The organism is Cellulomonas fulva, assembly GCF_018531375.1.
Classification (GTDB): domain Bacteria; phylum Actinomycetota; class Actinomycetes; order Actinomycetales; family Cellulomonadaceae; genus Cellulomonas; species Cellulomonas fulva.
Genome location: NZ_JAHBOH010000001.1, coordinates 1,287,512 through 1,300,324 on the forward strand (window position 1 = coordinate 1,287,512; position 12,813 = coordinate 1,300,324).

Here is a 12,813-nt window from a genome sequence, read left to right on the forward strand (position 1 = left end):
TATGTACGAGCGTACACAACCGCGGTAGCCTGGTGCCATGACGACGGACTACTTCGCCGGTGACCCGCGGACCAACCGGGAGCGCATGCTCGCGGGCGACCTCTACATCGCCGACGACCCCGAGAGCGAGCGCATCGCACGCGCGGCGCTGCGTCTGGCCGACGCCTACCACCGCGCCGAGGTCGCGGGTGAGCCGGACGCGCGGGCGCACCTCCTCGAGCTGCTCGGCACGCTCGGCGAAGGCGCGTACGTCAAGCCCCCGCTCTTCGTCGACTACGGCGAGAACCTCCACATCGGGGCGCGCACGTTCGTCAACTCCAACCTCACGGCGCTCGACGTCGCCACGATCACCATCGGCGAGGACTGCCAGATCGGCCCCAACGTGCAGCTCCTGACGCCGACCCACCCGGTCGACCCGCAGCCTCGTCGGGACAAGCTCGAGGCGGCCCGCCCGATCGTGCTCGGCGACAACGTGTGGCTCGGTGGCGGGGTCATCGTGTGCCCCGGCGTCACCATCGGCGACAACACGGTCGTCGGAGCGGGTGCGGTCGTGACCAGGGACCTGCCCGCGGACGTCGTCGCGGTGGGCAACCCGGCCCGGGTGGTGCGGGAGATCCCGGCGCCGGGGCTCAGCGCGGCCGCGACCCGAGCGTCTGGCGCACCTGCTGGGTGAAGGCGATGCGTCCGGACGGCTCGGCCGCACGAGCCGCGGCGGCGGCCATGGCCGTGCGCAGCTCGTCGACCCGGTCCGGCGGCACGGTGTCCCACATGGCCCGCTGCCCGTGCGACCAGGAGAACTCGAGGACGTGCTCCGGGCCGCGGAACACCGCCGCGACGGTGTGGGAGACGGTCCGCACGTCCGTGAACCCCGCCTCGACCAGCAGCTGCTCGACCCCCTCGTCGGAGGCGTAGGGGCCGCGCCGGCCGCTCGCGCGGGCGTCGAACATGCCCGGCGGCAGGAACGGCGCGAACAGCGCGTCGATCTCCCGCCACCGCTCGTCCTGCGCGCCGAAGGTCGTGACGCCGACGCGCCCGCCGGGCACCAGCAGCCCCCGCCACGCGGACAGCGCCGCCACCGGATCCGGCAGGAAGAACAGCACGAGCGAGGCGGCGACGACGTCGAAGGACTCGGGGGGCAGGTCGGGCGCGCGCGCGTCCCCCACGCGGACGTCGACCTGGGGGAGGTGCGCCAGGTCGGCGGAGGTCAGCTCGACCATCCGGGGGGCGAGGTCGATCCCGAGCGCGTGCCCGCCGGGTCCGGTCGCCTCGGCGAGCGGCCGGAGCGCCGCACCCCGGCCGCAGCCGACGTCGAGGACCCGCTCGCCGGGTCGGACGGCGAGCTGGGCGACGAGCGCTGCTGCGATCGGCACGAACCAGGGGACGCCGACGGTGTCGTACGTGTCGGCGACCCGGTCGAAGACGGCGGCAGGACCCTCCGGCGCGGCCATCGCACCAGCGTGGCACCGACCGGGCGCGATGGCACGCGGCCGCACCATCGGCCCAGCATCGGCCCAGCATCGGCCCAGCATCGGCGATGATCGCGCGGGGCGGGACTGCTAGCCTGCGAGAGCCGTGCAGGACGACGTGAGGAGGTGGGACCCGTGACCGCAGCACCGACATGGGCGCTCCCCTCCGGGGTCGCGGCCGGACGATAGGTCGTCCGGGAGCGCCGACCAGCACTCCCGAGAGGCACGACCATGGACTTCACCTCCGAGCACCTGCACGACGACGGCGTCCTCGAGCGCGAGCTCGTCGTCGGCGACATCCCCGGCACCCTCTGGACGCCCCCGTCCGGACCCGCGCCGCTGGTCCTGATCGCCCACAACAACGGGCTGCCGAAGTCGGACCCGCGGCTCGTGGCCCGCGCCCGGTTCCACGCCGCGCGGTACGGCTACGCGGTCGCCACCATCGACGCCACCGGCTGCGGCGACCGGCCGCGGACGCCCGAGCAGGAGCGGGACCGCGCCGCGTTCCGTCGCGCCATGCAGGCGGGCGAGGGCACCGACACGGTCCTCGAGGACTTCGTCGGTCCGCTCGTCGAGGGCGCGGCACCCGACTGGCAGACCGCCCTCGACGCGCTCGTCGCGCTGCCCGACGTCCAGGGACCCGTGGGGTTCTCGGGCTGGGCCGCGCTGGGGATCCGCCTCGCGACGGCGGAGCCGCGCATCGCCGCCATGGGTCTGGGGGCCGGTGGGTACGTGCCCCGGGCCCAGCGAGAGGCGGCGCCTCACGTCACCGTCCCGTTGCTGCTGATGGTCCAGTGGGACGACGAGGGGAACCCGCGTCAGCGTGCGCTCGACCTGTTCGACGCGTTCGGCAGCACCAGGAAGACGCTGCACGCCAACCTCGGCGGGCACCTCGGCACACCCGCCTTCGAGCTCGAGGACGGCTGCCGGTTCTTCGACCGCCACCTGAGGTGAGCGGGCGTCACCGCGGGACGACGACGACCTTGCCGAGCGCCCGTCCGGCACCGACCCGCGCCAGCGCGTCCGGGACGTCGTCGAGCCCGACGACGCTGTCGACGTGGATGGTGATGTCGCCGGCGACGCAGAGCTCGGTGAGCGGCTCGAAGTGCGTCGGCCCCTCCTTCACGACGAGCACGCCCAGCGACCGGCCGCTGAGCGCACCCACGGCCGCGCCCACCGTGAGCACCCGGAGCAGCGTGCGGGCCGGTCCGCCGACGCACCGGTAGGTACCGCCCGGGGCGAGCGCCCGGCGGTAGGCGAAGACGGACCGGTGGGCGACGAGGTCGAGGACGGCGTCGTACGGCTCGCGGTCGCGCGTGAAGTCCTCGCGACGGTAGTCGAGCACGTCGTCCGCCCCGAGCGAGCGCATGTGCCCGAGCTTGTCGCCGTTGTCGACGCCGGTGACGTGCGCGCCCAGGCGCTTCGCGAGCTGGATCGCGAAGGAGCCTGAGCCGCCGCCGGCGCCGTTGACCAGGACGCGGCGGCCGGCGGCGAACCCCGCCGTGCCCTGGAGCGCGATCGCGCCCGCCTGGGGGATCGTCGACGCCTCGACGAAGGTCAGGCCGGCGGGCTTGGGCGCCAGCGCCCGCTCCCGGACGACCGCGTGCTCGGCGAAGCCGCCCTTGAGGTCCAGGCCGTCCCCGTAGACCTCGTCGCCCGGCGCGAACCGGGTGACCCCGGGGCCGACGGCCTCGACAATCCCGGCGATGTCCGAGCCCAGGACCTGGCGCCGCGGGGCCCGGAGCCCACCGAGGCGGGCGTAGGCCGGCGAGCCGCGCAGGCACTCCCAGTCGCTGAGGTTGACCGACGTCGCCTCGACCCGCACCAGGACCTGGCCCTCGGCCGGAGGCGGGACCGGCACGTCCACGACCCGCAGGACCTCGGGCCCGCCGTACCGCTCGTAGACCACTGCGCGCATGGACTTCCCTTGACCGGGCGACAGGACCGCTGCAGGATGCCAGACTGGAAGCGATTCCAGAATGTTCCAGTACGTCCACTTGCGGCTCGACGACGAGTCGCGCACCCCTGGGGAGACACCGATGTCACACCACCGACGACGGCTGGCGGTCACGGCCACCGTCCTCGCGCTCGCCTCCGCCGCGCTGGGCGGCAGCCCGGCCTGGGCGAGCAACGACGTCCTCGACGAGCGGACCACGATCTTCACCGATCCGCGCAGCTCGACCATGGACGCCGCCCGCGCGCTGCACGGCCAGGCCAAGCGGGACGCGCTCCAGCTCGCCGCCGTGCCGAGCGCGACGTGGTTCACCGACGGCACCCCCGCGGAGGTGAAGAAGGAGGTCCGCCAGCTCGTCGGGCGCACGGCCACGAAGGTCCCCGTGCTGGTGGCCTACAACATCCCGTTCCGCGACTGCGCCCTCTACTCCGCCGGCGGCGCCGCGGACGTCGCGTCCTACAAGGCGTGGATCGACGGCTTCGCCGCGGGCATCGGCGACAAGAAGGCGGTCGTCGTCCTGGAGCCGGACGGTCTGGGGATCATCCCGTGGTACACGACGCTGAACGGTGAGCTCGAGCACTGCCAGCCGCCGGAGCTGGACCCGGCCACCACGGACCGCGACGTCGCCGCCGAGCGGTTCGAGATGCTCGGCTACGCGGTCGACCGTCTCCAGCAGCAGCCCAACGCCGCGGTGTACCTCGACGGGACGGGGCCGTACTGGCTCGCCGTCGGGGACACGGCCGATCGGCTCGTGAAGGCGGGCGTGGAGCGTGCCGACGGGTTCTTCCTCAACGTCTCGAACTACGAGCTCACCGAGAACGACGTGACCTACGGGACCTGGGTGTCGAAGTGCCTGGCGTACGCGACGCAGGTGGTGCCCGGGGACTTCCAGAGCTGCGGCAACCAGTACTGGAGCGGCGGCCCGGCGAACGACTGGACGGGCCAGGTCCTGACCAACCAGGGCGTCTGGAGCCCGACCGCAGCCGATCCCGCGCTGAACACGGCCGGCATCGAGTCGCGCTACGACCTGGTGCTCGGTGACGTCCAGCCGACGACGCACTTCGTCATCGACACGAGCCGCAACGGGCAGGGCCCGTGGGCGCCCCCGGCCGGGACCTACCCGGACGCCGAGACGTGGTGCAACCCGCCGGGCCGTGGGCTGGGCCCGCGTCCGACGACCGACACGGGCGACGAGCTCGTCGACGCCCTGCTGTGGATCAAGATCCCGGGCGAGTCCGACGGCCAGTGCTTCCGGGGCCTCGGCGGACCGGAGGACCCCGAGCGCGGCATGGTCGACCCGGCGGCCGGTCAGTGGTTCCCCGAGCAGGCGCGCGAGCTGATCGAGCTCGCCCGACCCGCGCTGAGCAGGCCGTGCGCGCACGGTCGGCCCGCGCGCTGACCGCTCGCCTGGCCGGAGGGCGGTGATCACAGCAGCACAGCAGCACGCAGGCCCGGGGAGAGCCACGGGCCGTACGCACACCCGTACCGATGGAGGTACACATGCGCTCGACCACGATGCATGACGACCCAGCACCTCGTCCGGCGCGGCTGCGCCGCTGGGCGCTGGGCGCGGCTCTGCTGGCCGGCCTCGCGGCCGTGCCGGCGCTCGCCGCACCGGCTCAGGCAGCCATCGGCGGCAGCTTCGCCGACGAGCTGGACGGGTTCGACACCACGCGGTGGTACAAGGCGGACGGCTACAGCAACGGGGGGATGTTCGACGCGGGCTGGCGCGCCGACCACGTCTGGCACAGCGGCGGCGTCATGGGGATCAACCTCGACGACGCCGGCTGCCCCGACGCGTGCTCCGGGCGGCGCTACGCCTCCGGCGAGTACCGCACCACCGACCTGTACTCCTACGGGCGGTTCGAGGTGCGGATGCGGGCCGCCGGCGGCGGAGCAGGCACGGTGACCTCGTTCTTCACCTACACCGGGCCGAGCGACGGTCAGCCGTGGGACGAGATCGACGTCGAGATCCTCGGCAAGAACACGTGGCAGATGCAGACCAACTACTTCACCGACGGCGTCGGGGGCCACGAGTCCGTCATCGACCTCGGGTTCGACGCCGCGGCGGGGTTCCACGACTACGCCATCGAGTGGTGGGACGGCGGCACCATCAACTGGTTCGTCGACGGCCGTCTGGTCCACCAGGAGGACGGCTCGCGTGGCCCGCTGCCCACCCACCCGCAGCGGATCATGATGAACCTGTGGCCCGGGACGGGAGTCGACGGCTGGCTCGGTCCGTTCAGCTACTCGGGTCAGCGGACCGCGACGTACGACTGGGTCCGGTACTCCCGGTACTGACCGGCAGCTCCCGGCGGGGCGGTCACGTCCCGCCGGGAGCCGACCCGCGCACGACGAGGTGCGTCGGCAGGATGATCGGCGTCGGTGTGTCCCCCTCGATCAGGCGGGCCAGCATCGTCGCCATCTCCCGGCCCAGGCCGCGGATCGGCTGGCCGACCGTCGTGAGCTCCGGCTCCGTGTGGCGTGCGACGTCGAGGTCGTCGAAGCCGACGACGGCGACGTCCTCGGGAACCCGCCGACCCGCGGCCCGTAGGGCGCGCAGCGCACCGGAGGCCATGTTGTCCGAGGCGGCGAACACACCGTCGGTGTCCGGGTGCGCGGCCAGGAGGCGGGTCATCGCGCGGTAGCCGCCGTCGTACGTGAAGTCCGCTTCCTCGACCTGGTCCGCCGGCAGTCCCCGTGCCGCCAACGCGTCGGCGAACCCGCGGGACCGGGCGACCGACGCCTGCAGGTCGAGCGGGCCGGTGATGGTCGCGAGCCGACGACGCCCCGAGGCCAGCAGGTGCTCGGCGGCGAGGCGCCCCCCGCCGAGGTTGTCGACGTCGACGTACCACCGGGCGTCCCCCTCGAACGGGCGCCCGCCCAGGACCACCGGGAGGTCCGTGGCGGCCACGATCCGGTTGAGCGGGTCGTCGCGGCGCAGCGCCATGAGCATCACGCCGTCCGACCCGCGGGAGCGGAGCAGGCGCTCGAGCCGGGCCTGGCCGCGCTCCGAGGACGCGAGCAGGAGGGTGAGGTCGAGCTCGGAGCGATCGAGCGCCGCGGCCACGCCGGCGAGCACCTGGGAGAAGAACGGGTCGCCGAACATGGCGGGGTCGTCATGCGAGACGGCGAGCACCACGGAGCCGACCCGCTTCGTCGCCAGCGCCCGCGCCGTCGAGTTGGGGACGTAGCCGAGCTCGCGCGCCGCTAGCGCGACGGCCTCCCGCTTGGCGGCGCTCACGTTGCGGACGTTGTTCATGGCCCGGGACGCCACGGAGCGTGAGACCCCGGCACGTCGGGCGACCTCGTCGAGCGTCGCCGCCCGACGGGGAAACACCGCGTCGGACGCCGGCCCTGCGGCGCGGGGACCGTCGCCGTGACCCGTCGTCATGGGGTCTGACATGCGGCTGAGCCTACCGGCGTGCCCGCCACGGCCCCCGGCGTCCGTGGCGTGCGGTCGGCTTCGCGGGCCGCCGCGCCCGGCAGGCGTCACCGCGCGCGGCGGGTCCAGAGGTGGTGGGTGACGCCGGACGGCGACGACGTCGCCTCGGTGTCGAACTGAGACTCCAGCGACTCCAGGTCGTCCCACAGCCGGACGCCTCGGCCCAGCACGACGGGGACGACCACGACGTGCAGCAGGTCGACGAGACCCGCACGCAGGAACTCGCGGACGACGGTCGGGCCGCCGCCCAGCCGGACGTCCTGGCCGCCCGCGAGGTCCGTCGCGAGCGCGAGCGCGTCCCCCGGGGCGAGGGCGCGGAACAGGAAGGTCGTCTCCCCGACCGCCAGGTCCGGTCGGGCATGGTGCGTCAGGACGACGACCGGCGTGCGGAAGGGCGGCTCGTCGCCCCACCACCCGCGCCACGACTCGTCCTCCCACGGACCGACCTGCGGGCCGAACTTGCCGCGGCCCATGATCTCGGCACCGATGCCGCGCCAGCTCGCGGCCGCGAACGCGTCGTCGACGCCGTACGTCCCGCCGCCGACGGCCTCGGTCTCGTGGCCCGAGGTGCTCACGAACGTGTGCGTCGGGAAGAACCACTCCATGAGGCGTCCGCCGGCGTGACCGAATGGTGCCTCGAGGCTCCGGTCCTCGCCCGTGGCGTACCCGTCGATCGACACGGCGAGGTTGTGGACGCGCAGCTTCGTCATGCTCGGAACCTAGCGAGAGCCTCGGTCTCGGCCGACGCGCCGCGACCGGGAGGGCTCGGCGGCCAGGTCGCGGGCGCCCGTCGCATCAGGCGGCCAGGTGAAAGGTCTGCGCGAACCGGTCGAGCAGGGTCGCCTGCCCCTGAAGCACCCGGATCTCGCCGGTGGACACGGCGCGGTCCGGTGTCAGCGTCCCGGAGATGACGCGGTGGATGCTCGGTCCGGCGACGAACTCGAGGTCGGCCGGGCCGGTCCCGCGCGCCACGTCGAGGGCCGGTCCGTCGACGTGGATCAGCAGCTCGTCAGGACCGAAGCGCGCGGCGTACGCCGTCGCGGGGAGCGATGCCGCGACCTGCGGGCGGAAGGCGGTGCGCAGCGTCATCGTCATCGCGTCGGGGGTGACGACCTGCTCGTCGCGCGGGTCGCCCAGGGCCTTGAAGCCCCAGGCGCCCAGCGCGAGCACCACCGGCTCGAGCTCGCGCCCGTACGGCGTGAGCTCGTACAGCACGACGCGCGACCGCGGCGCACGGCGGATCACACCCGCCGCCTGCAGCTCCTTGAGCCGCGCCGCCAGGATGTTGCTCGGGATGCGTGGCAGCCCCGCCGCGAGCTCGCCGTACCGGCGTGGTCCGACGAGCAGGTCGCGGACGATGAGCAGCGCCCACCGTTCGCCGACGAGCTCGAGGGCCTGCGTGATGCCGCAGTACTGGCCGTAGTCGCGCGCCGCCATCGGCCTCAGGCCTGCTGCGCCATGAAGGCCTCGGGCCCCTGCTCGGCGGCGACGGGATCCATCCAGCCGAACTCCAGGACGTTGCCGTCCGGGTCGGTCAGCTGGCGCTGGTACATGAAGCCGTAGTCCGCGGCCGGGCGCGGCTCGGTGCCGCCCGCCGCGAGGCCGTCGGTGACCGTCGTGTCGACCAGCTCGCGGCTGCCGAGGAAGATCGCCGTCGACACCGACGGTGCCACCTTCGGGTCGCCGATCGGCAGGTCGGTGAAGGTCTGGAAGTACTCCCGGACCAGGATCATGAAGTAGCAGTGGCCGTCGTCGACCACGACGCACGCGGCGTTGTGGTCCGAGAACGCCGGGTTGATGGTGAACCCGAGCGCCGTGTAGAACGCCTTGGCGCGCTCCAGGTCGGTGACCGGCAGGTTGACGAACATCGAGATCACGGCGGGCTCCTGACGCGGACGGGGACGAGCGGACGGCGTCACACTTGCAAAAAACAAGTGCCGCGTCAAGACCTCGCCCGCGCCAGGGCGCCCGTCACCAGCGGTGCGCGACGTCCACCACGACCCGCGATCCGGTCCCCGGCCCGTCGAGCACGAGCACGCGGAACGGCAGGCGAGCGCGCACGCCGAGGCCGAAGCTGGTGTAGCCCTCGAAGGAGCCGGCGAAGACGACCTGGCGGAACGTCCGGTAGCCCGCGACGTCGCTCAGGTTCCGCGGCCGCGTCGGCGAGTACGTCTCGCCGTGGGCGTTGACCGTGATCTGCAGCGCGGCGTCGCCGCGCGTCGGGATGACCACGCCGGAGCCGTCGTGCCGCACGTCCTTGACGTAGCGCACGGTGTAGCCGCGGGCGTCGCCCGCGACGTCGATCACGAGCCGGTCGAAGCACGTGTGCCGGCCCGTGCGCACGTCGGCGACCTGGGCGGTCGACATCCCCGGCGCGGACTTGGCCAGGGAGCCCCACGTGATGCCGCAGTACGGCGCGGCGTCGGCGGCGGTCGGCCCCGCCAGGAGAGCGCCGAGCATCAGGACGATGGTCAGGAACGAGCGTCGCATCACACAACCTCCTCGTTGCGCGGGCACCCGGACGATGTCCGTTTTGTACCAGGTTAGCCCTCGGCGGACGCAGGGGAACCCCCGAGCCGCGGTCCCCCGTGCGAGCCACCCCAGGTGTCCACCGGGCGGGGACCCGCGGGGTGTGCCGTCCTCCGTAGCGTCGTCGACGAGCCGAGGCGCACTGCCGAGGCACCGGAGGAGGGACACGTCATGCGCATCCTGAAGCAGCTCGGCGCGGTGGTCGCCGTCGCCGTCGTCGGCAACCTGGCGGTCGGCGCGACGAGCGGCGTGGTGTCGCTCGCGCTCGGTGCCCTCGCGGGTCTGGCGGCGCTCGCCGCGTACGCCCGGGTGGTCCGCCGGACCGAGCACCGCGTGCCCGTGGAGGTCACCCGTGCCGGGGCGCCCGCGGCGATCGGCCGCGGCGTCCTGATCGGGCTGGGGATGTGCGTGGCGGTCATGGCCACCGTCGCGGTGTTCGGCGGCTACCACGTGCACGGCTGGGGCTCGCTGTCGTCCGCCGCCGGCGTGCTCGGCGTGACGGTCGTGGTCGGGGTGACGGAGGAGCTCGTGTTCCGCGGCGTGCTGCTGCGGGTCGTCGAGGAGCGGGCCGGCACATGGGTCGCGCTCGCGTCCACCGCGGCGCTGTTCGGCGCGATCCACCTGCTCAACCCGCACGCCACGCCGTGGGGCGCGATCGCGATCGCCGTCGAGGCGGGCGCGATGCTCGCCGCCGCGTTCGTCGCGACGCGGACCCTGTGGCTGCCGATCGGCCTGCACGTCGGCTGGAACTTCGCGCTCGGCGGGCTGTTCGGCACCGAGGTCTCCGGCTCCGGCACCGCGACGGGACTCGTGCACGGCCTGACCTCCGGCCCGGTGTGGCTGTCCGGCGGGGAGTTCGGGCCCGAGGCCAGCGTGTTCACCGTCCTCGCCGGCGTGCTCCTGACCCTCGTCTTCCTGCGTCTCGCGCACCGTCGAGGACGCATCGTCGCGAACCCCCGCCGCGCCGCGCGGGCGGCCGCGACCACTACGGTCTGACCGTGGTCGACCTCCGGCGAGTCCGTGCAGCGTGGGCGTCGTACGACGTCACGGTCCGTGACCTCCCGCTCGCGCTCGCGATCCTCACCGCGACGTTCGTCCCGTCGCTGCAGGACCAGGGCACGCAGCTCGGCGACCTGCCCGGGCGTCCGCACGACGCGCTCACGGGCGTGGCGATCGCCCTGCAGGCGCTCCCGCTCGTCGTCCGTCGTCGGTTCCCCGCCGCCTGCCTCGCGCTGGTCTCGGCCGGGTTCGCGCTCGACCAGCTCGCGGGCTTCCACACGGTCGCCGGCGTCGCGCTGCCGATCGCGATCTTCAGCACCGCCGCCCACCTCCGCAGCCACCGGCGCACGGCGGCGGTCGTCGCGACCGCCGCGTACGTCGCGCTGGCCGTCGCGCTCGCGGACGGTGGTTCGGGGGAGGGCGTGACGGGCTTCGCGGAGTTCTACGTCGTGCTGGCTGTCGCGTGGGGGATCGGGGTGTGGCTCCGGCAGAGCCGCGCGGCCGAGGCCGAGCACCGCCGGCTCGCGGCGGAGGGGGCGCGGGCCGCCGAGCGCGCGGTCATCGCCCACGAGCTGCACGACGTGGTGACGCACCACGTGACCGCGATGGTCGTGCAGTGCGAGGCGGCGCGCTACCTCGCGCAGGACCCCGCGCGGCTCGACGACGCGCTCACCGCCGTGGCCGCCACCGGCCGCCGCGCGATCAGCGACCTGCGCCACCTGCTCGACGTGCTCGACCCGCAGCACGGTCCCGACCCGCGCACGCCGACGGCCGGCGAGGTCGGCGAGCTCGTCGAGCAGGCGCGGCGGTCCGGCCAGCCGGTCGAGTACGCGCAGGAGGGCACGACCCCGCACCCGCCGGGCGGGGCGGAGATCGCGGCGTACCGCGTGGTCCAGGAGGCGTTGACGAACGCGCTGAAGCACGCGCACGGACTGCGGACCGTCGTGCGCGTGCGGCACGACGACGACGTCGTCGACGTCGAGGTCACCACCGCCGGCGAGGCGCAGCAGCGGGTCGCGCCCGCCGGCGGCGGACGGGGCCTGGCGGGGCTGCGAGACCGGGTCGGCCTGCTCGGCGGCGAGCTGACCGCCGGTCCTGCCCCGGACGGCTCGTTCGTCGTGCGGGCGCGCATCCCGGCCGGGACGCGGCCGTGACCGGACCCACGCGCGTGCTGGTGTGCGACGACCAGGCGCTGATCCGCACGGGCTTCGCGACGATCGTCGACGCCCAGCCCGACCTGGAGGTCGTCGGGACGTGCGCCGACGGCCGTGCCGCGGTCGACCTCGCCCGACGGCTGCGGCCCGACGTCGTCGTCATGGACGTGCGGATGCCGGTGCTCGACGGCATCGAGGCGACCCGGCTGCTCGCGGGCGCGGGCGTGGCCGATCCCGTCAAGGTCCTGGTCGTGACGACGTTCAACCTCGACGAGTACGTCTACGAGGCGCTGCGCGCGGGTGCGAGCGGGTTCCTGCTCAAGGACGCCCCCGCCCAGCAGCTCCTCGACGGGATCCGGACCGTCGCGTCCGGCGCCGCGCTCCTGGCGCCCGAGGTCACGCGACAGCTCGTCGGAAGGTACGCGAGCCGGATCGCACCGTCCGGCGCCGCGCACGACGACGCCGCGCTCACGCCGCGCGAACGGGAGGTGCTGCGCCTGGTCGCCGACGGCCTGTCCAACGCCGAGATCGCCGCCGAGCTCGTCCTCAGCCACGAGACCGTCAAGACCTACGTCTCGCGCATCCTGACGAAGCTCGACCTGCGCGACCGGGTGCAGGCGGTGGTCTACGCCTACCGCAACGGCCTGGTGCGCTGAGCGCGCGGGTGCCGCACCGGTCGACGCTGCCGTCACGGGCTGGCTACGGTGGCTCGTCATGCGCCCGCCTCGTCGTCCCGTGATCGTTCTCTGGCTCGGGGCCGTGCTGGCGTTCGCGGGGTGTGCGGGGACGGCAGAGCCGGCCGACGAGGCGGAGATCGCCGAGCTGTCGGTCCCGGCGGGTGTCGCGCCCGAGCTGGTCTACGTCCTGGACGGCGAGGACCTGGTGCTGGCGGGCCAGTCGGTCGGGGTGAGCGGCGACGACGGTCTGAGCGCCGCGTACGTGCGCGAGTCCGACGCCGCGACCGTGCTGCTGCGCACCGAGCGCGACGCCTCGGACCCCTCTCTGGCCGCGTGCGCGGACCTGCCCGACGCCGGACCGCCGCGGTGCGTCGTCGAGCGCGGTGACGTGCGGGTCGTGCTCGAGGGCGACGGCGTCGACGTGGCGACCCTGCGCACGGCGGCGGGAACCGTGCGAGTCCCGGACGCGAGCACGCTGCGCGCGCTGTTCGCCGACGTGCCCGCGGCTCCGGACGCGCCCACCGAACGCGGCGACCTCCCGCCGGGTGACGGGGCGCCTGTCGACCCGCCCGCGGCCGGCGGCTGACCG

General features: G+C 74.1%; 15 protein-coding genes. 8 read left to right on the plus strand and 7 right to left on the minus strand.

Annotated elements, in window-relative coordinates:
- The first annotated feature begins 37 nt into the window (after window positions 1-37).
- A complete protein-coding gene (locus KIN34_RS05715) occupies window positions 38-673 on the plus strand; it encodes a DapH/DapD/GlmU-related protein (protein ID WP_214347919.1) in 636 nt (211 codons plus the stop codon).
- Here the strand turns inward: KIN34_RS05715 and KIN34_RS05720 are convergent.
- Complete coding sequence (locus tag KIN34_RS05720) at window positions 630-1,448, minus strand: class I SAM-dependent methyltransferase (RefSeq protein WP_214347921.1); 819 nt, start codon at window positions 1,446-1,448, stop codon at window positions 630-632. The genes KIN34_RS05715 and KIN34_RS05720 overlap by 44 nt on opposite strands.
- Window positions 1,449-1,697: 249 nt before the next feature.
- On the opposite strand from KIN34_RS05720, the gene KIN34_RS05725 reads away from it, so the two are divergent.
- Entirely contained in the window at window positions 1,698-2,420 is a 723-nt protein-coding gene (locus KIN34_RS05725) for a dienelactone hydrolase family protein (RefSeq protein WP_214347924.1), read from the plus strand.
- Between the two features lie 7 nt (window positions 2,421-2,427).
- On the opposite strand, the gene KIN34_RS05730 is transcribed toward KIN34_RS05725, so the two are convergent.
- Window positions 2,428-3,384, minus strand: coding sequence for an NAD(P)-dependent alcohol dehydrogenase (locus tag KIN34_RS05730; protein ID WP_214347927.1), 957 nt, complete (start codon window positions 3,382-3,384; stop codon window positions 2,428-2,430).
- 121 nt (window positions 3,385-3,505) lie between these two features.
- Here KIN34_RS05730 and KIN34_RS05735 point away from each other — a divergent pair, with 121 nt between their 5' ends.
- Window positions 3,506-4,819 carry a glycoside hydrolase family 6 protein gene (locus KIN34_RS05735; protein WP_214347930.1) on the plus strand — a complete coding sequence of 438 codons (1,314 nt, stop codon included), beginning with the start codon at window positions 3,506-3,508 and terminating at the stop codon, window positions 4,817-4,819.
- A 101-nt stretch (window positions 4,820-4,920) separates the two neighbouring features.
- Entirely contained in the window at window positions 4,921-5,721 is an 801-nt protein-coding gene (gene bglS / locus KIN34_RS05740) for a beta-glucanase (RefSeq protein ID WP_237689051.1), read from the plus strand.
- A gap of 22 nt (window positions 5,722-5,743) precedes the next feature.
- Here the strand turns inward: bglS and KIN34_RS05745 are convergent, their stop codons facing one another.
- The 5 genes from KIN34_RS05745 to KIN34_RS05765 all read right to left on the minus strand — a co-directional run bounded on the left by KIN34_RS05745 (window position 5,744) and on the right by KIN34_RS05765 (window position 9,355).
- Window positions 5,744-6,826, minus strand: a complete 1,083-nt coding sequence (locus KIN34_RS05745; protein WP_237689052.1) for a LacI family DNA-binding transcriptional regulator — start codon at window positions 6,824-6,826, stop codon at window positions 5,744-5,746.
- Window positions 6,827-6,912: 86 nt separating this feature from the next.
- Window positions 6,913-7,575: a dihydrofolate reductase family protein gene (locus tag KIN34_RS05750; protein ID WP_214347933.1), complete on the minus strand. Its 663-nt coding sequence runs from the start codon at window positions 7,573-7,575 to the stop codon at window positions 6,913-6,915.
- 85 nt (window positions 7,576-7,660) lie between these two features.
- Window positions 7,661-8,302, minus strand: coding sequence for a winged helix-turn-helix transcriptional regulator (locus KIN34_RS05755; protein WP_214347935.1), 642 nt, complete (start codon window positions 8,300-8,302; stop codon window positions 7,661-7,663).
- Window positions 8,303-8,307: 5 nt separating this feature from the next.
- Complete coding sequence (locus KIN34_RS05760; RefSeq protein WP_214347938.1) at window positions 8,308-8,742, minus strand: VOC family protein; 435 nt, start codon at window positions 8,740-8,742, stop codon at window positions 8,308-8,310.
- A gap of 94 nt (window positions 8,743-8,836) precedes the next feature.
- Entirely contained in the window at window positions 8,837-9,355 is a 519-nt protein-coding gene (locus KIN34_RS05765) for an AMIN-like domain-containing (lipo)protein (protein WP_214347941.1), read from the minus strand.
- Window positions 9,356-9,565: 210 nt separating this feature from the next.
- Here KIN34_RS05765 and KIN34_RS05770 point away from each other — a divergent pair, with 210 nt between their 5' ends.
- The 4 genes from KIN34_RS05770 (at window position 9,566) to KIN34_RS05785 (ending at window position 12,810) form a co-directional block, all read left to right on the plus strand.
- On the plus strand, window positions 9,566-10,390 hold the full coding sequence (locus KIN34_RS05770; protein ID WP_214347944.1) for a CPBP family intramembrane glutamic endopeptidase: 825 nt from the start codon (window positions 9,566-9,568) through the stop codon (window positions 10,388-10,390).
- Between the two features lie 2 nt (window positions 10,391-10,392).
- Complete coding sequence (locus tag KIN34_RS17320) at window positions 10,393-11,547, plus strand: sensor histidine kinase (RefSeq protein WP_214347947.1); 1,155 nt, start codon at window positions 10,393-10,395, stop codon at window positions 11,545-11,547.
- Window positions 11,544-12,203 carry a response regulator gene (locus KIN34_RS05780; protein ID WP_214347950.1) on the plus strand — a complete coding sequence of 220 codons (660 nt, stop codon included), beginning with the start codon at window positions 11,544-11,546 and terminating at the stop codon, window positions 12,201-12,203. The genes KIN34_RS17320 and KIN34_RS05780 overlap by 4 nt, the downstream gene beginning before the upstream one ends.
- Window positions 12,204-12,282: 79 nt before the next feature.
- Window positions 12,283-12,810: a hypothetical protein gene (locus KIN34_RS05785; RefSeq protein WP_214347953.1), complete on the plus strand. Its 528-nt coding sequence runs from the start codon at window positions 12,283-12,285 to the stop codon at window positions 12,808-12,810.
- The last annotated feature ends 3 nt before the right edge of the window (window positions 12,811-12,813 follow it).